The organism is Allostreptomyces psammosilenae, assembly GCF_013407765.1.
Classification (GTDB): Bacteria; Actinomycetota; Actinomycetes; order Streptomycetales; family Streptomycetaceae; genus Allostreptomyces; species Allostreptomyces psammosilenae.
Window position 1 is genome coordinate 2,596,234 of record NZ_JACBZD010000001.1, and the last position, 20,032, is coordinate 2,616,265.

Annotated in this window: 14 protein-coding genes; 7 read left to right on the plus strand and 7 right to left on the minus strand. The window is 72.9% G+C overall.

The window, feature by feature from the left end:
• Positions 1-1,068 precede the first annotated feature (1,068 nt).
• Together FHU37_RS10530 and FHU37_RS10535 are read right to left on the minus strand one after the other, a co-directional pair.
• On the minus strand, positions 1,069-1,713 hold the full coding sequence (locus FHU37_RS10530) for a response regulator (protein WP_179813950.1): 645 nt from the start codon (positions 1,711-1,713) through the stop codon (positions 1,069-1,071).
• On the minus strand, positions 1,704-2,978 hold the full coding sequence (locus FHU37_RS10535; RefSeq protein WP_179813951.1) for a sensor histidine kinase: 1,275 nt from the start codon (positions 2,976-2,978) through the stop codon (positions 1,704-1,706). The genes FHU37_RS10530 and FHU37_RS10535 overlap by 10 nt, the downstream gene beginning before the upstream one ends.
• A 372-nt stretch (positions 2,979-3,350) precedes the next feature.
• On the opposite strand from FHU37_RS10535, the gene FHU37_RS10540 reads away from it, so the two are divergent.
• Together FHU37_RS10540 and FHU37_RS10545 are read left to right on the plus strand one after the other, a co-directional pair.
• Positions 3,351-5,489: a glycoside hydrolase family 32 protein gene (locus FHU37_RS10540; RefSeq protein WP_179813952.1), complete on the plus strand. Its 2,139-nt coding sequence runs from the start codon at positions 3,351-3,353 to the stop codon at positions 5,487-5,489.
• 95 nt (positions 5,490-5,584) lie between these two features.
• On the plus strand, positions 5,585-6,625 hold the full coding sequence (locus FHU37_RS10545) for a LacI family DNA-binding transcriptional regulator (protein WP_179813953.1): 1,041 nt from the start codon (positions 5,585-5,587) through the stop codon (positions 6,623-6,625).
• 539 nt (positions 6,626-7,164) lie between these two features.
• On the opposite strand, the gene FHU37_RS29280 is transcribed toward FHU37_RS10545, so the two are convergent.
• The 5 genes from FHU37_RS29280 to FHU37_RS10570 all read right to left on the minus strand — a co-directional run bounded on the left by FHU37_RS29280 (position 7,165) and on the right by FHU37_RS10570 (position 13,232).
• Positions 7,165-8,703, minus strand: coding sequence for a glycoside hydrolase family 32 protein (locus tag FHU37_RS29280; protein WP_312892535.1), 1,539 nt, complete (start codon positions 8,701-8,703; stop codon positions 7,165-7,167).
• An 8-nt stretch (positions 8,704-8,711) separates the two neighbouring features.
• Positions 8,712-9,653 carry a carbohydrate ABC transporter permease gene (locus FHU37_RS29285; protein WP_218904000.1) on the minus strand — a complete coding sequence of 314 codons (942 nt, stop codon included), beginning with the start codon at positions 9,651-9,653 and terminating at the stop codon, positions 8,712-8,714.
• Positions 9,650-10,633 carry a carbohydrate ABC transporter permease gene (locus tag FHU37_RS10560; protein WP_179813954.1) on the minus strand — a complete coding sequence of 328 codons (984 nt, stop codon included), beginning with the start codon at positions 10,631-10,633 and terminating at the stop codon, positions 9,650-9,652. The genes FHU37_RS29285 and FHU37_RS10560 overlap by 4 nt, the downstream gene beginning before the upstream one ends.
• A gap of 33 nt (positions 10,634-10,666) precedes the next feature.
• Complete coding sequence (locus FHU37_RS10565; RefSeq protein ID WP_179813955.1) at positions 10,667-11,998, minus strand: sugar ABC transporter substrate-binding protein; 1,332 nt, start codon at positions 11,996-11,998, stop codon at positions 10,667-10,669.
• 187 nt (positions 11,999-12,185) lie between these two features.
• Positions 12,186-13,232: a LacI family DNA-binding transcriptional regulator gene (locus tag FHU37_RS10570; protein WP_312892536.1), complete on the minus strand. Its 1,047-nt coding sequence runs from the start codon at positions 13,230-13,232 to the stop codon at positions 12,186-12,188.
• Positions 13,233-13,475: 243 nt separating this feature from the next.
• Here FHU37_RS10570 and FHU37_RS10575 point away from each other — a divergent pair, with 243 nt between their 5' ends.
• The 5 genes from FHU37_RS10575 (at position 13,476) to FHU37_RS10595 (ending at position 20,008) form a co-directional block, all read left to right on the plus strand.
• The gene (locus FHU37_RS10575) at positions 13,476-16,448 is read left to right on the plus strand and encodes a GH32 C-terminal domain-containing protein (RefSeq protein ID WP_179813956.1); all 2,973 of its coding nucleotides are present in this window, start codon (positions 13,476-13,478) and stop codon (positions 16,446-16,448) included.
• A 202-nt stretch (positions 16,449-16,650) separates the two neighbouring features.
• Positions 16,651-17,622, plus strand: a complete 972-nt coding sequence (locus tag FHU37_RS10580; RefSeq protein ID WP_179813957.1) for a hypothetical protein — start codon at positions 16,651-16,653, stop codon at positions 17,620-17,622.
• Between the two features lie 92 nt (positions 17,623-17,714).
• Positions 17,715-18,314 carry a TetR/AcrR family transcriptional regulator gene (locus tag FHU37_RS10585; protein ID WP_179813958.1) on the plus strand — a complete coding sequence of 200 codons (600 nt, stop codon included), beginning with the start codon at positions 17,715-17,717 and terminating at the stop codon, positions 18,312-18,314.
• Positions 18,315-18,369: 55 nt separating this feature from the next.
• Entirely contained in the window at positions 18,370-18,864 is a 495-nt protein-coding gene (locus tag FHU37_RS10590) for a pyridoxamine 5'-phosphate oxidase family protein (RefSeq protein ID WP_179813959.1), read from the plus strand.
• 751 nt (positions 18,865-19,615) lie between these two features.
• Positions 19,616-20,008 (plus strand): VOC family protein, encoded by a 393-nt coding sequence (locus tag FHU37_RS10595; RefSeq protein WP_179813960.1) that lies wholly within the window; start codon positions 19,616-19,618, stop codon positions 20,006-20,008.
• The last annotated feature ends 24 nt before the right edge of the window (positions 20,009-20,032 follow it).

Below are 20,032 nucleotides of genomic sequence, written 5' to 3' on the forward strand. Positions count from 1 at the left end.
GACGCCGTCGAGATCGCCGACCTGCTGCTGCGCGACGTCCCCGCCCAGCTGTCCGCCGCCGAGCACGCGGAGCGGCTGCGTGCCGCCCAGCAGCCGGACACCGGCCTCGTCCCGGAACTCGACCCGGTGACGGGTCTTCCGCGCCCCCTGCCCGCCCCCGCTCCGGACGGCTTGGTCGACGACGGCGCGGCGCTCTACCACGTGCTGGCGGTGGGCTACGCCCTGGACCTGCTGGGCACGGCGTTCCTGCATCCGGTGTGGCCGGTGGCGCGGATGACGGCCGAGCAGCTCACCGCCCGCCTGGAGCGGCTGCCCTGGCGGGAGCTGGCGTGGCACGCGGGCAGCTGGGTGGACTCCTGGGCCACGGCGGCGCACTGGAACCTGCGCCGCGGGCCGGCCCCGGACGGGACCGGACACGCGCGGGACGACCTGGCGGCCCAGCCTGGGGCGGTGGAGGCGCTCTTCGGCTGGCTGCTGACCCGGGTCGACCCGTGGACCGGGATGTGGGGCGCCGCCTCGCCCCGGACCGGCCGGCTGCAGCCGGTCAACGGCTACTACCGGCTCACCCGCGGGTCGTTCGCCCAGTTCGGGCTGCCGGTGCCGCATCCGGAGCGGGTGGTGGACACCGTCCTGGACCACGCGCGGGACCCCCGCTACTTCGGCGCCGACCGGGAGAACGCCTGCAACGTCCTGGACGTCGCGCACCCGCTGTGGCTGGCCGCGCGGCAGACCGACCACCGTTCGGCGGAGGCCCGCGCGTGGGCCGAGCGGCAGCTCGTCCGGGCGCTGGGGCGCTGGCGGGACGGGCGCGGATTCGGCTTCGGGCCCGCCCCGGACGGCACCGGGCCGGGACGGGAGCCGGGGCTGCAGGGCACGGAGATGTGGCTGGCCATCGTCTGGCTGCTGGCCGATCTCGTGGGCCACTCGGACCTGCTGGGCTACCGCCCCCGGGGCGTCCACCGTCCCGAACCCGCCCCCGGCCTGGCGGAACGGCTGGCCGGCCCCTGGGGGTGACGGCGGCCGGCCGCGCGGACACGCCACGCCGACACGCCGCGCGGCCGGGCGCCGTCAGGAGCCGAGGTAGCGGAGCACGGCGAGGATGCGGCGGCTGTGCCCGGTCCCGGGCGTCAGTTCGAGCTTGTCGAAGATGGCGTTGACGTGCTTCTCGACGGCGCTCTGCGAGACGAACAGCCGCTCCGCGATGGACGCGTTGGTGTAGCCCTGCGCCATCAGGTCGAGCACCGTGCGCTCCCGCTCGCTGAGGCGGCCCAGCGGGTCCGTGTGGGTGCTGCGGGAGAGCAGCTGCCGCACCACCTCCGGGTCCAGCGCGGCCCCGCCGGCGTGCACCCGCTCCAGCGCCACCAGGAACTCGTCCACCTGGGCGACGCGGTCCTTGAGCAGGTAGCCCACGCCCTCGGTGTCGGCCAGGATCAGCTCGGTGGCGTAGCGCTTCTCGACGTACTGCGACAGCACCAGCACGCCGATGCCCGGCCAGCGGCGGCGGATCTCCAGCGCGGCGCGCACCCCCTCGTCGGTGTGCGTGGGCGGCATGCGCACGTCCACCACGACCACGTCCGGCTGGTCCCGGGCGACGGCGTCGAGCAGCGCCGTGGCGTCGGCGACGTCGGCGACCACCTCGTGGCCCTCGTCCTCCAGCAGTCGCACCAGGCCCTGGCGCAGCAGCGCCGAGTCCTCGGCCAGGATCAGACGCACGACGACTCCGTTCCGACGGGCCCGGCCCCGCCTCCCCGGCGGACCGGCTCCGCCTCACCGACCACCACGGCCTCACGCATCCCGGTCTTCCCGGTGGGCAGGACCGCGGTGATCGTGGTGCCGCCCGCGGCCGGGCTGTCCACCCGCAGTTCGCCGTCCAGGGCGGCGACCCGGCGGGCGAGGCCGGACAGGCCGCCGCCCGCGGGGTCGGCGCCGCCGATCCCGTCGTCCCGCACGCGCACCACCACGGTCTGCTCCTCCTCACGGCCGGCCGGCTCGGGGCGCGCCACCGTCTCGCGCACCTCGATCCGGATGGTGTCCGCCCGGGAGTGCTTGACCGCGTTGGTGACGGCCTCACAGGCGACGAAGTAGATCACGGTCTCGATCGCGTTGGGGAGCCGGCGGTCGCCCAGGCCGTAGTCCAGGCGCACCGGCACACCCGCGTGCTCCGCCACCGTGGTGAGGGCCTCGGCGAGGCCGCCGCCGTCGTCGAGTGCCACCGGGTAGACCCGCCAGGCCACCTCGCGGAGGTCGCGCAGCACGCCCTGGGCCTCCTCGTGCGCCTGCCGCAGGAGTTCGTCGGTCTTCTCCGGGGAGCGGCTGCGGCGGGCTCGGCCGATCACCATGGCGAGGGCGACGAGCCGCTGCTGGACGCCGTCGTGCAGGTCGCGTTCGATGCGCCGGCGTTCGGCGTTGACGGCCTCCAGCACGCCGGCCCGGCTCACCGCGAGTTCGGTGATCCGGCGTTCCAGCAGTTCCCGGGGGGACGGCCCGAGGAAGTGCCGGGCCAACCGCCGTTCCAGCTGGTCCAGGCCGACGAAGCCCTGCACGTTGAGGAAGAGCAGCACCAGGCCGAGCAGGATCTGGGGCAGCAGGCCGGCCACGATCGCGTACTCGCCCTCGATCAGCCGGAGCGGGATCGTGGCGGCCACCAGGACGGCGAGGACGAGGCCGGCGCCCATCAGGCCGAGGACGGCGGCGCCGAGCAGGCCGAGGGAGCCGCGGGCGGCGAGGTAGCGCAGCGTCGCGCCGGGGGCGTGGTGGTCGGAGACCTCCTCGTCGAAGAAGCGCAGCAGGCGCCGGCGCTCCAGTCCGAGCAGGCGGCGGGCGCCGGCGAGCAGCGGCACCAGGGCGCGTCGGCGGAGGGCGGGGTGGACGGAGGCGATGCCGAGGGCGAGCCCGCCGCACACCAGGAGGAGCAGTTCGAGCGGCGCGAGGAGTGCCCCGTAGCCGAGTCCGCGCAGCCGCCGGGACCACGTGGCCATGGTTGGCGCCCCCTTTCCGCCCGGCTCGCCGTCGGCGGGGCGCATCGCCGTGTTCGGGTCCCCACCGGCCGCGAACGACCCCTCCACGGTAGGCGGTGACCGGCGGGCGGTGGATGGGGGCCTCCTCCCGATCGGCTGTGCCGGTCCGCACCCGGTCACCTGTGGAAATCCACAGCGGCCGGGCCGTCAGCCCGTCGGGACAACGGTGTCCCGCCTGGTCCGCTGCGAGTGCCACCGACTCCCTTCCAGGGCACGGAGCCGCAGGTCCCATGGATCTTTCTCATGACATGACAACGTGTCCGACGTATTGACAACGATGGACTCGGCCACGGATGGTGACACCAGCTCACCCCCTCCGGAACGGAGCAGCGGATGTTACGAAGACGCGGAGGGCCGCTCGCCCTCGTGGCGACCGCCGTGGTGGCCGTCGCGCTGTCCCTGGCCGCGATCGCGGCGGGCGGCGCCACGGCGGCGGCCGGTTCCCCGGACACCGACCACCCGCACCGCCCGCAGCTGCACTACACCCCGGCCCAGAACTGGATGAACGATCCCAACGGGCTCGTGTACCACGACGGGGTTTATCACCTCTTCTACCAGTACAACCCGCAGGGGAATTCCTGGGGGAACATGTCGTGGGGCCACGCGACCAGCCCCGACCTCATTCACTGGACCGAGCGTCCCGTCGCCATTCCGTACTCGCCCGAGGAGGCGATATTCTCCGGCAGCGTCGTCGTGGACACCGCCAACACCTCGGGATTGGGAAGTCCCGGAAATCCGGCGATGGTCGCCGTCTACACCAGCGTCTACGGCCCCGGAACCGGCCGTGAGGGAATCCAGGCGCAGTCCCTGGCCTACAGCACCGACGGCGGCGACACCTGGACGAAGTACCAGAACAATCCGGTGCTGGACATCGGCGAACGGGAGTTCCGCGACCCCAAGGTGTTCTGGTACGAACCGGGCGGCTACTGGGTGATGGCCGCCGTGCTCGCCGACTCGCGGGTGGTGAAGTTCTACCGGTCGGGCGACCTGAAGAGCTGGACGTGGCTGAGCGATTTCGGCCCGCACGGCGCCACCGGCGGCCTGTGGGAGGTTCCGGACCTCTTCGAGCTGCCCGTCGACGGGAATCCGGCGAACACCAAGTGGGTGCTGACCGTCAACATGAACACCGGCTCGGTGGCCGGCGGCTCCGGCGGCCAGTACTTCGTCGGGGAGTTCGACGGCACCACCTTCACGGCGGAGAACGTGCCGCCGCCGGGGCCGGAGGTGCCGCCCGGCGTGGTCTTCGCGGACTTCGAGAACGGCTACGGGGCGTGGACGGTGCGCAACGACCCGGCCGGCGGTGACGGCCCGTTCGGCACGGCGCCGGCGGCCGGCACCCTCCCCGGCCAGCAGACGGTCAGCGGTCACCTCGGCGGACACCTGCTGAACAGCTTCGTCGGCGGCGACGCCCCGCAGGGCACGGCGTCCTCGCCCGAGTTCACCATCGGCGAGCCGTACATCAACCTGCTGGTGGGTGGCGGCGCCCACCGCACCCCGCCGGCGGAGACCTCCGTCAACCTGATCGTCGACGGGCAGCGGGTCCGCACCGCGAGCGGCCGGGACAGCGAGCGCCTGGACTGGGTCGCCTGGGACGTCCGCGACCTGATCGGCCGCCGGGCCCGGATCGAGGTCCGCGACCTGGTCTCCGGCGGGTGGGGACACATCCTGCTGGACCAGGTCACCTTCTCCCTCGAGCCGGCCCGCTCCGAGCTGGAGCGCTACGACTGGCTCGACCACGGCCGGGACTACTACGCCGCGGTCTCCTTCAACCACGTGCCGGACGGCCGGCGGATCATGCTCGGCTGGATGAGCAACTGGGACTACGCCGGCGCGGTGCCCACCGACCCGTGGCGCGGCACCATGAGCCTGCCGCGCGAGGTGACCCTGGCCACCGTCGACGGCCGGCCACGGCTGGTCCAGCGGCCCGTGCGGGAGCTGGCCCGGCTGTACGAGCCGATCAGCTACCAGCGCGCCGACTGGCGGATCGGCGCCGGCACGTGGACGCTGCCGGCACGCGCCCAGGGCACGCTGCTGGAGATCGAGGCGACCTTCCGACCGGAGACGGCCAGGGAGTTCGGCCTGGTGGTGCGGGGCTCGTCCACCGGCCAGCGGACGGTGATCCGCTACGACCCGGCGGCGCAGCGGCTGTCCCTGGACCGCACGGCCTCCGGCGACGTGGGCTTCCACCCGTCGTTCCCCAGCATCAGTTCGGCGACGCTGCGGCCGGACGCGAACGGCGAGGTGACGCTGCGGGTGGTGGTCGACCGGGCGTCGGTGGAGGTCTTCGCCGACGGCGGGCGGACCGTGCTGACCGACATCGTCTTCCCCGACCTGTCCAGTGACGACGTGGCGGTGTACGCGACGGGAGGCAGGGCCGTGGTGGAACACCTGTCGGTGCGCCCGCTGCGCGGCTACCGCGACGGCCACCCCACCGCCGGCTACCCCACTACCGGCTACCCCGTTACCGGCTGAGACGCCGGGTTCCGGCCCCGCCGTGCGCGGCGTCGGTGGCACGATGCGGGGACGCGTGCTGCCACCGACGCCGACACGAGAGGGGATGCGTCCCGATGTCAGATCCGGAGCCCATACGCAAGCCGGCCACCGTTCGTGACGTCGCGGCGCTGGCCGGGGTGAGCGTCAAGACGGTCTCGCGGGTGATCAACGGGGTGCCGTCGGTCTCCGAGGAGCTGCGGTCCCGGGTGAACCAGGCGATCGCCCGGCTGGACTTCCGGCCCAACCTGGCGGCCAGCAGCCTGCGCCGGGCCGACGGCCGGACCGGGCGGATCGCGCTGCTGCTGGAGGACCTGGCCAACCCCTTCTCCGCCACCCTGCACCGGGCGGTCGAGGACGTCGCGCGCCGGCACCGCAGCCTGGTGCTCGCCGGCAGCCTGGACGAGGACCCGCAGCGGGAGGTCGAGCTGGCCCGCGCGCTGGCCGCGCACGGGGCGGACGGGCTGATCATCGCACCGGCCAGCCCCGACCAGGGCTACCTGAACCGGGAGGTGAGGGCCGGAACGCCGGTGGTGTTCGTGGACCGCCCGCCGCGCGGCCTGACCGCGGACGCCGTGCTGGTGGACAACGTGGCGGGCGCGGCCGCGGCCGTGCGGCACCTCGCCGAGGTGGGCCACCGGAGGATCGCCTACCTCGGCGACTACCTCTCGCTGCCCACGGCCTCCGGGCGCTTCCGCGGCTACCAGGAGGAGATGGGGCGGCAGGGCCTGCCGGTGCCGCCGGAACTGGTCCGGCACGACCTGCACGACGTGACGGCCGCGACGGAGGCGGCGCACGAGCTGCTGACCGGCCCACTGCCGCCGACCGCGCTGTTCACCAGCCAGAACCTGGTGACGACGGGGGCGGTGCGGGCGCTGCGCCGGCTGGGACTCGGGCACCGCGTGGCGCTGGTGGGCTTCGACGACTTCCCGCTGGCCGACCTGCTGGAGCCGGGGGTGACCGTGATCGCGCAGGACGCCGCCCGGATGGGCGAGACGGCGGCGACGCTGCTCTTCGAACGCGTCAACGGGGACCACTCGGACCCGCGCGAGGTGGTCATCCCCACCCCGCTGCTGATCCGAGGCTCCGGAGAGATCCCCCCGCCCGCGGAGCGCTGAGGAGACGAGGTGACGGGTCGGGGGCGGGGTCGGAGGGTCGAACGCGCTCCGGAGTTCCCAGGTTCTCCGCAGCACGGTTTTCCGCAGCACCCCAGAGCTCTGGGAATGCACTCCGGTGTGACTCTGGTGAACAGTGTGACTCTGATGAACTCCCGAGTTCATCGGAGTCACACCAGAGTCACACCGGGAGCCACGCCGAAGTCACACCGGAGTCACACCAGAGTTTTCCACAGGCTGCATTTCCCCCTTGCGTCAACCGCCCCCGCCGGCTTACCCCTGGAGACCAGGGGGGTTCGCGGTTATCCACAGGGAAAAATTCCCTCTTGTGCGGAACACCCACCCCGCCCTACCCCTGGAACAAGGGGGGCGCAGAGTTATCCACAGGAGGAAACTCCCCCTTGCGCAGAACACCCACCCCGCCCTACCCCTGAAACAAGGGGGGCGCAGAGTTATCCACAGGAACAGAATCCACCCTTGCGGAATCCACCCGCGTCCCACAGCGCCAAGCAGGCCACCCACCCCGCCGCCCGCGCCCCGCCCTACCTCCCCAACCCCCCGTCCTCCTCGCCGCCGGGGGCGGCCAGCGTCCAGGTCTCCACGTCCAGCAGGCATTCCCCCGCCCCCACTCCCCGGGCGTACAGCCGCCACGGCGGGATGCCGGTCGGGTAGCAGCGCAGGGTCAGGGTTCGGCCGCTGCCGGTGTACACCTCGACGATCGAGCCGTCCACCACGATCCGCAGCTCCACCGTTCCTCCCGGCACCGCCTCGGGGCAGGGCAGGCGGTAGCCGCCGCCGCGCGCGCGGCCGTCGAGGCTGGCGTGGTCGCGGTCGACCAGCAGGGCGCCGTCGAGGAGGGTGAGGTCCAGGTACTCCCGGGCCCTCCCGCCCTCCTCGTCGGTGACCAGCCGCAGCCGGCAGCCGGCGTCCTCCCGCACGGTGACCCGTGCCAGCAGCTCGAAGCTGCCGCCGACCTCGCCCAGCGGCTCCTCGGCCCCGGGGGTGAGCCCGTGTCCGGCGAGCCGGCGGGCGTCCGGGGCGGGGCGGCGCAGGGTGGCGATCTCGCGGGCGGGGGCCTGGTGAGCGCGGCCGTCGGGGGTGAGGGTGACCTCGCGGGGCAGGGTGAGCACGCCGGCCCAGCCGGCCTGCCGGGCCCAGTCGTCCTGGCGGCCCTCCCAGGACCAGCCCCACAACAGCACGCGGCCGTCGGGGGCGCGCATCAGGGCGGGGGCGTAGAAGTCGGGGCCGTGGTCGAGGAGGAACGGGCTGCCGGCGGCGAGCCGGCCGTCCGTCTCGGGGCCGGTGAAGGCGACGACGTGGCTGGGCCCGCCGCCCTCGTACCAGGCGCTGACGATCAGCAGCCCGAGGTCGCCGATGGTGACGTACTGCGGGCACTCCCACATCACGCCGGTGTCCGGCCCGCCGGCGACCGGTTCGTGTCCGCGCCGGTGCAGGGGGCCGCGGTAGGTCCACCGGTCGAGGTCGGCGGACTCGTACAGCAGGGCGGCCCCCTGCCCGTCGTCGAAGCCGGCGCCGACGAGCATGCGGTAGCCGTCGCCGTGCCGCCAGACGTACGGGTCGCGGAAGACGGTCACCCCGTCCGGGGCCTCGGGAACGGCCAGGCCGGGGAGTTTGCGCCAGGTCAGGCCGCCGTCGGTGGATTCGGCGCGGGCGACCGGCTGCCACCAGCGGTCGCCGCGGTAGGCGGAGTAGAAGGCGACCAGCCGGTCGCCGAGGGACAGGGTGTTGCCGGAGAAGCAGCCGTCCGCGTCGTCGCCGCCGGGGGTGGGGGCGAGGGCCACCGGGTGGTCGGTCCACCGCAGCAGGTCGGGGCTGCTGGCGTGGCCCCAGTGGACGTCGGCGTGGACCGGTGCCTGCGGGTTGTGCTGGAAGAACATGTGGTAGCGGCCGTCGTGGAAGACGGGGCCGTTGGGGTCGTTGATCCAGTTGCGCGGTGGGCGCTGGTGGACGGCCGGTCGGTGGGGGTCGGGGGCGGCCGGCGGGCCGGTGGGAGTGCCGTGTGCCGGGTTCACGGCGGGGCCGGCGGCGGGATCGGCGGCGGGGCTGGCGGCTCGGGTCACGGCGGGGCTCACTCCTTGACGGACTGGGCGGCGACGCCCTGCACGAACGCGCGCTGGAAGATGACGAAGACGATGAGCACCGGGACGGTCATCATCGTGGCGAAGGCCATGATGTCGCCCCACTGGAGGGGCGGCAGGGTCTGGAAGACGGCCATCCCGACCGGCAGCGGGCGCACGGCCTCGCTGCGCGTGACCATCACCGGCCACAGGAACTGTCCCCAGGAGATCAGGAAGCTGAGGATCGCCACGGAGGCGAAGACGGGCCTGGACAGCGGCACGATGATGGTGCGGAAGGTGCGCCACGGCCCGGCGCCGTCCACCTGCGCGGCCTCCTCCAGTTCCCGGGGCAGCCCGAGGAAGAAGGAGTAGAAGAGGTAGATGAAGAAGGGCTGGGCGATGAACGGCACGATCTGCGCCTGGTAGGTGTCCAGCCAGCCCATCTCGGTGACCATCAGCAGCAGCGGGATGGCCAGCGCCTCGAACGGGATGATGATCAGCGCGATCACCACGGCCAGGACGGCGTTGCGGCCGACCCAGCGCAGCCGGGCCAGGGCGTAGCCGAACATGCTGTTGACGACGGCCCCGCCGAGCACGGTCAGCCCGCAGATGACCAGCGAGTTGAGCAGCAGCTGGCCGAAGCGGGACCGTTCCCAGGCGCTGACGAAGTTGTCCGCGCTGACGCTGGTGGGCAGCAGGGCCCGCCAGCTGCCGCCGTCGGCGAGCACGTCGGCGTTGGGCTTGACCGAGCCGGCGAACATGAACAGCAGCGGCACCAGGATGAACAGCGCCGCGCCGATGCTGACGGCGTAGTGCAGCGGCAGGTTGTGCCGGTGGGCGCGGCGGAGCCGGCCGGGGTGGCGGCGGGCGGACGGGGCGGCGGCGCCGGGGCGGGGGCCGGCGCCGGTGGTACCGGGGGTGCCGGGGGCGCCTGTGGTGCTGATGGTGCTCACTGGACGGCACGCTCCTCTCGGCTGAACCGGCGTTGGACCAGGGTGACGGCCAGCACGAAGAGGAAGAAGATCACCGCGATCGCGGAGGCCTGCCCGATCAGCCCGCGTCCGTAGCCGGTCTGGAGGAGCTGGAGCATCATCGTGCGGGTGGAGTCCAGGGGGCCGCCGGGGAACTGCGGCATGATGTACACCTGGTCGAACAGCCGGAAGGCGAAGATCACCGTCACGTTGAGGACGAAGATCAGGGTGTTGCGCAGCCCCGGCAGGGTGACGTTGCGGAACTGCTGCCAGGCGTTGGCGCCGTCCATGGTGGCGGCCTCGTAGAGCGAGGCCGGGATGGCCTGGAGCCCCGCCAGGAAGATGATCATCTGGAATCCGACGCCCTGCCAGATCGAGGTGATCACGATGGCCGGCATGGCCCAGCTGGTGCTGGACAGCCAGCCGGGCTGGAGCTGGCCGAAGGTGAGGGTGTCCAGGACGCCGTTGACCATGCCGCCGTCCGGGAGCAGCAGCAGCTTCCACACCGTGGCGGCGACGGCCATCACGGTGACCGTGGGCAGGAAGTAGATGGTGCGGAAGAGCACCCGGCCGGGGAGCCGGCGGTTGACCAGCACGGCCAGCCCGAGGGCCGCGCCGGTCTGCAGCGGCACCACGATCAGCGCGAAGACCACGTTGTTGGTCAGGGCGCCCCAGAACTGGGCGTCGGTGAGCACCCGGACGTAGTTCTCCAGCCCCACGAAGGAGACCGGACGCGGGGAGACCAGCCGCTGGTCGGTGAAGGAGAGCACCAGCGCGGAGACGAACGGCGCCACCATGAACAGCAGCAGCAGCACGACGGCGGGCAGGGAGAAGAGGAGTCCGGCGCGGAGTTCGCGGCCGCGGCGGGCGCGCCGGTTCTTCGCCGGGGCGGTGGCGGGCGCGGACCGGCCGGGTGGGCCGGCGGCGACGGGGGTGCCGGGGGCGGCGGTGGCGGGGGGCATGTGGTTCACCTCGGTCGACGGGATCGGGCGAGGTCACTCGAAGGCGGGGTAGCCGCCGTTGTCGGTGATGTCCTGGTCGATCCTGCGGACCGCCTCGTCCAGGGCGGCCTGCACGTCGCCGCCGTTGCTGATGTCGTCGACGGCCTGGGCGAACGCCTGGGTGATCGCCGGGTAGGCGGGGGTCTGCGGGCGGGGCACGGCGATCCGGGGCGATTCGCGCAGGCTCTCGGTGACCAGGGCGAGCGGGCCGTCCTCGGCGTAGATCTCGGCCTTCTCCAGGACGCTGATCCGGGAGGGCGGCGCGCCGACCGTCTCGTAGGTCATCAGCTGGTTCTCCTCCTGGAGCAGGAACTCCAGGAAGGCCCAGGCGGCGTCCGGGTCCTCGGTCTCGCGGGTGATGCCGAACTGCCAGGAGCCCATGCCGGTCTTGCTGCCGGTGCCGAAGTCGGGCAACGGCAGCGCGACCAGGTCGTCGCCGGCGGCCTCGTGGTAGCCGTTGGCGTAGGCCCACATGCCGTTCCAGGAGATGGGGCTGGTCTTGTTCAGGAACGGGCTGTCGTCCTGGGCCTCGGTGTCGACGTACCCGTTCTCGAACCACTCCTGGAAGACGCTCATGGCCTCCACGGCCTCCGGGGAGTTGAGCGTGCCGTCGGCGGAGGAGAAGTCGGTGCGGTCGATCAGGTCGCCGCCGGCGGACTGGACGATCGGGGAGAAGGCGTAGGAGAACCACTCGCCCTGGCGGCCGTACCACATGTGCGCGTCCAGCGGGCTGTCGTAGCCGGCGTCCTGGAGCCGGCCGAGGATGTCGGTGAACTCCTCGGCGGTCCAGGCGTCGTCGATGCCGGTGGGGATGCGCGCGCCGACCTCCTCCAGCGCGGAGCGGTAGGCGTAGAGCAGGACGCCGGAGTCGAAGCTGCCGACGCCGTAGAGCTTGCCGTCGTAGGTGCCCTGCGCGGTGATCGAGGGCAGCAGGTCGGCCTTGAGTTCGGGGCTGACGCAGGAGTCCAGCGGGATGAGGTCGCCGTTCCAGGCGTAGTTGTAGAGGTTGGGTCCGTCGAAGTCGAGGATGTGCGGCAGGTCGCCGGAGGCCGCGGCGGCGCGCACCGAGTCGCCGTAGGTGCCCTCGGGGACGGACTGGACCTCGACGGTGACCTGGTCCTGGCTGGCGTTGAACGCCTCGACCTGGGCGAGGAAGGTCTCCTTCTCCGCGCCGCCGCCGTGGTAGAAGCTGGTCAGGGTGACCGGCCCGTCGATGGTGCCGTCGCAGGTGGCCGCCTCGGCGGCGGCGCCGCCGGAGCCGGAGCAGGCGGTGGTGGTCAGCAGGGCCAGCGAGGCGCACCCCGCGGCTACGATTGATCTGCGCATGCTTCGTTCCGTTCGGTTCTGACTGGCGAGTCGGGGTGGGTGGACGGGGCGCGTCTCGTCGCAGGGTCGGGTGGCCGCCCGGCCCTGCGCGCCGCCCCTCGGGTGCCGCGTTCGCGTGGTGTGTGCGCTGTGCGTCGTGGTGTGCGCGGTACGTCGTGGTGTGCGCGGTGCGTGTGGTGCCGTCCGGTCAGCCGTGCGGCGTGGCGGCGGGTGGGGCCACCGAGCCGCGTACCCGCAGCGGCATCGGGACGCGGTGGACGGCGGCTTCCAGCACCGGCTCGGGGCTGAGGATCAGTTCCGCGGCCAGCCGGCCGAGTTCGTAGTGCGGCAGGGCGACGGTGGTCAGGCCCGGGTGCAGCCAGGAGGCGAAGTCCTGGTCGTCGAAGGAGACGACGGAGACGTCGTCGGGGACGCCGAGGCCCACCTCGGCGAGCGCCTGGTAGGCGCCGAAGGAGACCCGATCGGTGCCGCAGACCAGCGCCCGGGGGCGCCGCCCGTCCCGGAGCAGGGCGCTGACCTCGCGGTATCCGTCCTCGGCGCCCCAGTCGGACTCGACGACGCCGGCCAGCCGGGCACCGCCGCCGCGCAGCGCCTCCTGGAGGCCGCGCATCCGCTCGTTGCCGGCGAAGACGCCGTCCGGGGTGGCCGGGATGGCCTGGTGGCCGCCGATGGCGTAGATGCCGTCGGTGTGTCCGGCCTCCAGCAGCACCCGGGCGGCGGTGCGGCCGGCCTCCAGTTCGTCCGGGATCACCGAGGGGGCGTCGAAGCCGGGGGCGAGGCAGTTGAGCAGCACGACCCGGCGGCCGTACAGCTCCTTGGGCGGCGTGACGTACCGGGTGTACATGGCGGCGTAGATGACGGCGTCGACCTGCCGGTCCAGCATGCCGTGCACCAGCTCCGACTCCACCGCGCGGTCGCCGCCGGTCTCGGCGATGAACAGCAGGTTGCCGCGGGCGTGTGCGGCTTCCATCGCGCCCCGGATCACCTCCCCGGCGTAGGGGGTGGTGGCGACGGTGTCGGAGACGAGCCCGATGGTCTGGGTGGACTTGGTGCGCAGGGCGCGCGCGGCGACGTTGGGGCGGTAGCCGAGGTCGGCCGCGGCGGCCAGCACGCGCTCCCGCGCGGCGGCTGAGATGCGCATGTCGGTCCGTCCGGAGAGCACGAACGACGCCGTGGTGGGCGAGACCCCGGCCGCCTGGGCGACCTGGGCCATGGTGACGCGACGACCACTCACAACGACTCCTGGCTAAATCGGATTAGCGGGACGACCGGATCTGAGCTTGGGGTCCCGCGCGGGGGAAGTCAACAGGTCTGCGCGAGCATTTTCGCAGGCGATAACGGGTTGATAACGCCCGTGACGCAGCGGCTTGTTTTAGCAGAGCCGCCACCCACAGCATCGATCGCACCCGATGCTCAAACGATTTAGCACCACGCGGAGCGATCGGCGGAACACCCCCACGCCAGAAAGAGCGACTCTATGACATGGACACACCGAGCCGCTGCCCTACTGCTTCCCGGTGGCGACCGCGGCCGGCCCCACGGCCGCGGCGGACCACCCCTCGGAGGGCGTTGGCCGAGACCGCGGCGCGGCCCGCGTGCCCTCCTCGGCGTCCTCCTCGCCCTGGCCGCCTGCCTCGCCCTCAGCGCCCCCACCGGCGCCGCCCACGCCGAGGCCGCCGCGACGTCCCTGGACAACCCCGGCTTCGAGACCGGCGACCTCACCGGCTGGACGGCCACCGGAACCGCCTTCACCCAGGCGGTCACCGACGAGCCCGGCTGGGGCTGGGGCTGCTGCTTCAACCACGCCGGCCGCTACCACCTGTGGGGCTACCGCGGCGGCGGGGACACCGCCGTCGGCACCCTCACCTCGCAGACCTTCACCCTGGGCGGCACCGGCGTGGTCAGCCTGCTGGTCTCCGGCGGACGGAACATCGACCACCTCTACGTCGCGCTCACCACCCCCACCGGCACCGTCCTGCACAAGGCCACCGGCAGCGAGGACGAGGCGTACCGGCGGGTCATCTGGGACGCCCGGGCCCACCTGGGCCAGGCCGTGCGGATCACCGTGGTGGACGACGTCTCCGGCGGCTGGGGGCACATCAACCTCGACGACATCCGGATCGGCGTCGACGCCCCGGGCACCGGCCAGCCCCCGACGGGTGAGCTGGCCGCGCACTGGAGCTTCGACGAGGGGGCCGGCGCGGCCACCACCGAGCGGGTGAGCCGCAGCGCCGACCCGATCTCCTACGTGTTCAACGACGCCGTCTACAAGCCGGACAGCGACCCGCTCTGGGAGCCGGACGACCCGGCCGCCGGAGTGCTCTCCGGCGCCCTGCTCTTCGACGGCTACTCCACCTGGGTCACCCGCGACGCCCCACGGCTGGCGGTGTCCACCGAGGCGCTGACGGTGGAGGCGTGGGTCGCGCCGCGTGCCTTCGAGTGGGGCGACGGCGGCAAGCCCTCCGCCATCGTCAACCAGCACGACCAGGACGCGAACCAGGGCTTCTCGCTCGGCGTTGGCCGGCACGGCGGCTGGGTGTTCGGCGTGGGCACCGGGGACGCCTGGCGGCAGGTGTCGGCCCCGGCCGCCTCGGCGCTGCGCGCCGGCGAGTGGGCGCACCTCACCGCCACCTTCGACCCGGCCGGCGGGGCGATGCGGCTGTACCTCAACGGGGTCAGCGTCGGCGAGGCACCGGTCCCGACCGGCGCGCGGATGTCGCCGGCGGCCACCAGCCTGCTGATCGGGCGTCACAACCAGCCGGTGATCGTCAACGGCGTCTTTGCGGTCAACATGTTCAACGGACTGATCGACGAGGTGAAGATCCACAACCGGGCGCTCGGCCCGGCGGAGATCGCCGCCGGACACTCCGCCGCGCTGGACACCTTCGCCGACCGGACCATCCCCCGGGCCGACATGGCCATGGACCGCGGCCGCTACGACGGCGACCGCTACCGCCCCGGCTACCACTTCACCGCGCCCAACCACTGGATGAACGAACCGCACGCCCCCATCCAGGTCGACGGGCGGTACCACCTCTTCTACCAGCACAACCCGCACGGCCCCTACTGGCACAACATCAGCTGGGGGCACGCCGTCAGCGAGGACCTGGTGCACTGGCGCGACCTGCCGATGGCCATGGTGCCGACCGCCGGCAGCCCCGCCCCGGACGGCGTGTGGTCCGGCAGCGCCACGGTGGACGAGAACGGCGACCCGGTGCTGTTCTTCACCGCCGGCAACGACTCCGTCCGCCCCAACCAGGCCACCGGCCTGGCCCGCCCGGCCGACCCGGACGACCCGGACCTGACCGAGTGGATCATGCACCCCACCCCGGTCACCGTGCAGCAGCCGGACCTCGACGTCGGCCCCGGGCGGAAGGTGCGCTACGGGGACTTCCGCGACCCGTACGTGTGGAAGGAGGGGGACACCTGGTTCCAGCTGATGGGCTCCGGGGTGCAGACCACCGAGGGCGCCGACGTCGGCGGCACCGCGCTGCTGTACACCTCCACCAACCTCACCGACTGGACGTACGTCGGCCCGCTGGCGGTCGGGGACGTCAACGCCCACCCGGCCACCGGACAGGTGTGGGAGCTGCCCACCTTCCTGCCGATCGGGCGGGACGCGCAGGGCCGGCAGCGGAACGCGCTGCTGATCAACCCGGCCTTCTCCAGCCCGAGCGAGCACGCCAACAAGTACGTCTGGTACTGGGTCGGCACCTGGGACGCGGAGGCCCGCCGATGGACACCGGACCACACCGAGCCGCGCCTGCTCGACTACGGCGACCACTTCACCGGCCCCAGCGGGACGGTGGACGCCTCCGGCCGCTCCCTGCTGTTCAGCATCACCCAGGACCGCCGCACCGAGCAGGCGCACTACGACGCGGGCTGGGCGCACAACGCCGGCCTGCCGGTGCGGCTGACCACGCGCCCGGACGGCGACCTCGGCGTGGCGCCGGTCGCGGAGGTCGAGCGGCTGCACGCCGACGGCGCGCCGCTGGTCCGGATCGACCGCCCGACGGACCTGGCCACCGTCAACCAGCGGCTGGCCGGCGTGCGGGGCGACATGCTGCACATCCGGCTGGAGATGAGCCGCGGGTCGGCGTCCAGCTTCGGCCTCGACGTGCTGCGCAGCCCCGGCGACGAGGAACGCACCCGGCTGTTCTACGACCGGGCCAGCGGGCGCTTCGGGGTGGACCGGACCCGCTCGGGGAACAACTCCTCGTCCTGGACCGACCTCGGGGTGCAGAGCGGGCCGCTCCGGCTGGAGGGCAACCGGCTGGTGCTGGACGTCTTCGTGGACCGCTCGATGGTGGAGGCGTTCGCCAACGGACACAAGTCGATCACCACCCGGGCCTATCCGCACCGCACCGACTCCCTGGGCCTGCGGGTGTGGGGCGAGGGCGCGAAGGTCCATTCGATGACGGTGTGGGAGATGACCCCGATGACCGAGTAGTCGGCCCACCCTCCCCCGGCGGACGGCCGTCCCCGTGATCGTGGCCCTCCTCGCGCGCCCCGCGCCGGGGAGGGCCACGGCGTCCCGGCCGCCCGCCGGTCGCCGGTCGTCGGTCATCCTCGCTGCTCGCTGCTCGCGCCCCTCGCCGCTCGTCCCTCGCGCCGCGATTGATAAACCGAGTACGCGGTCTGATAATGGCGGCATGGTGAACGAGCACCCTGGCCGCTACGCCCCCTACGTCCTCGAACACGCGGGGCACCGCCTCGCGGTGGAGGTCTCCTCGGCCGAACGTCGCAACACCGCCCGGCTGCTGGTCGACGGGCACCTAGTGGACGAGCGGACCGCCCCGCGCCTCGGGCGCGTCCGGCTGCGTTCCAGCGAGTTCACCGTCCTGGTGGAGTGGTGGTGGCTGGGCCGGGTCGCCACCTGCGCGCTCCTGCTGGAGCCCCCGGGTGACGGCGCTGGCCAGAGCGACGGTGAGAACGGCGGCAGCGCCCCCAGCGACGGCGACGGCCCGAGCGACGGTGAGCACGGCGACAGGGGCGGCGCCCCCGCCCCGCGGCGCGGCCCGCGGAAGCTGCCCTTCGAGCCACCCGCGGGCAGCCGGGCGTCCCGGCTGGCCAGGCTGAAGCGGGAGCACCCGGCGCTCTACGCGTCCCGGCACGTCGCGATCGCCGTGCTGGAGGTGGGGCTGGCGGTCCTGGGGGTCGGCGCCCTGCTCAGGGCGCTGCTGCCGCGGATCGACTGGTCGTTCCTCCCGGAGATCGACCTGTCCTGGATCCCACGCCCCCACCTGGACCTGCCGAACCCGCTCTCCTGGATCCCCTGGCCGGAGATCGACCTGCCGGACGTCGACCTGCCGGACATCGACCTGCCCGCCCTGCCGGGCTGGATCTCGGAGATCATGGACTCGGTCGGGTTGGTGATCCCGATCCTCATCGCCGTCGCGGTCGCCGTCGAGGAGACCCGGCGTCGGCGGAGGGTCGGGCAGCGGGCCGAAGCGTCCAACGGCGCGGCCGACGAGGCGGGGACCACCGACGCCGCGACCGCCGCGGCGCCGCCCGGCACTCCGGCGACCACCGCCCGCAACACCGCCACCGAGACGGAAACCGCCCCCGACCCGGCCCCCGAGCCCGAACTGGAGCCCGCCCAGCCCCTCGACCGCCACGGCTGAACGGAACCACGTCCCTCAGCCCCAACCGCCCCACAGCCGCAAGAGCCGAAAGAGCCGCACCGGCCGCCCAGCCACGATCCGCAAGAGGTTCCATGCGCACCGTCGATCCCGTCAAGCACGAGGCCAAGCGCCGCCAGATCATGGCCGCTGCCGCCGCCCTGTTCGCGCGCAAGGGGTTCGAGCGGACCACCACCGCCGACATCTGCGCCCGGGCCGGGATCAGCTCGGGCGCGCTGTTCCACTACTTCCCCAACAAGCGGGCGATCTTCCTCGCCATCTTCGAGCAGGACCGGCGCGACATCGCGGCCTACCTCGCCGGGATCGGGGAGGACGACGACCCGTGGGAGGCGCTGCTCGGCCTGATCGACATCATGGTGGACGGCATCGAGGATCCCGAGTACGCGGGGCTCGCGCTGGAGGTGATGGCGCACGCCGGCCACGACGAGGAGTTCGCCGCCATGGTGAGCGGCTTCGACACGGAACTGCGGCAGGCGCTGACCGGGCTGCTGGAGCGGGCCGCGGCCCGCGGGCGGATCGACGCCGGCCTCGACCTCGCCATGGCGGCCGAGTGGATCTCCGCCATGGCCGACTCCCTGTTCATCCGCGCCGGCGCCCCGGGCTTCGTGCCCGCCGAGCAACTGCGGATGTTCCACCTGATCGTGGCCCGTTTCCTGCGAGTGGAGACACGCTGAGCGGCGCGCCCGATACCCGACAGAGGATGTCGGGCATCGCCGGCACGATGGCTCCATGACATTCAGCTGGGCAGACTTCCACACCGCCGAACCGGAGTTGGCCGGGACGGTTCAAGGACGCTTCCAGGCGTACCGGCACCACGTCCTCGCCACCCTGCGGGCGGACGGGTCGCCGCGCGTCACCGGCCTGGAGGTCGACTTCCGGTTCGGTGAGATGTGGCTCGGCATGATGCCGAACTCGCGCAAGGCGCTCGATCTGATGCGGGACCAGAGGTTCGCGATCCAGGCGAACCCGGGCCCGGGCACGGACATGGACGGCGGCGATGCCCGGGTGTCGGGGCGGGCGGTGGAGGAGACCGACACCTCGGTGATCGCCCGGTTCATCGAGGAGGTCCAGCCGCCGCAGCCGTTCCACCTGTTCCGGGTGGACCTCACCGAGGTCGTGCGCACCTACGTGGAGGGCGAGGAACTGGTGGTGCAGGCCTGGCGACCGGGCCGCCCCGTCCGCACCATCCGCCGCGGCAACGACTCCGCCCCACGCGAGGAGTAGGGCCACTTCCCGGCACGCGGACGCGCCCCTCCCCGCGCCCCGGTTGGCCTGGCTCTCCGGGGTGCCGGCCCTCCCCCGGCTGCCGGGGGAGGGCCGGCACCCTGGGCGCCTCCTGTAGGTCTTCTCGGGTGCTGTTGGGCCTTCCCCCCCCCGGCGCCGCGCCGCCTTCTGGGGTTCTGTTGGGCCTTCCCCGTGGCGCCCGCGGGCCGTCTCGGGTGCTGTTTGCTGTTGGGCCTTCCCCCGGACGCCGATGGCCTTCCCCTGGTACCCGCATGCCTGTCCCCCGGTGCGCGCGAGCCTCCCCTGGGCACCCGCATGCCTGTCCCCCCGGTGCACGCAGGTCCTCCCCTGGGCACCCGCAGGCCTCCCCCTGGGTGCCCGTGGCGTCCGGGGCGTACTCCGTGCCTTATCCACAGCTCAGAGAACCCCTCTTGCGCCGCGAACACCCCCTCACGTACCCCTGGAACAAGGGGGGGCGTGAGTTATCCACAGGGGAAAAGTGGGGCCTGTCGCCACGCCCGGCCCGCATGAGAGCCTGGAAACAGGGGGGTCCACCGGGCTCCCCTGGAGGCGCTGCCCACTGGCCCGCCAAGACGTCGTTTCCTCTGGTCCTCATGAGGCGGGGAGCGGGGCGTCGTAGTCAGGCGCACCGCGAGGCGGCAGCGGCAGCCAGGGCAGCGGCGGCAGCGGCAGCGGCAGCCAGAAGCGTGACGGCTGGCCTTTCAGCAGCGAAACGGGGTAGCAGCCCGGCATGGATGCCCAACCGCGTTTCAGGTTGTCCGCGACCGCACTTGACGCACCGAACGCTCACGAGCTGGCGGAGTTCTATCAGGGCTTGCTCGGGTGGCCGAGGCGCAAGGACGAACCCGACTGGGTGGAGATCGCCCCGCCCGACGGCAGTGCCGGGTTGTCGTTCCAGACAGAGCCGCTCTTCACACGTCCACAGTGGCCTTCCACACGGCACGAGCAGCAGATGATGATGCATCTGGATATCGAGGTGGACGACCTGTCATCGGCGGTTGAACGTGCCCTTGCCCTGGGGGCGACTGCGGCGGACTTCCAACCCCAGGATGATGTGCGGGTCCTGTACGACCCGGTGGGCCACCCGTTCTGCCTCTTCGTGCGCACCGGCTCCAGCACCTGACATGGGCTGCGGCGATGGCGCACG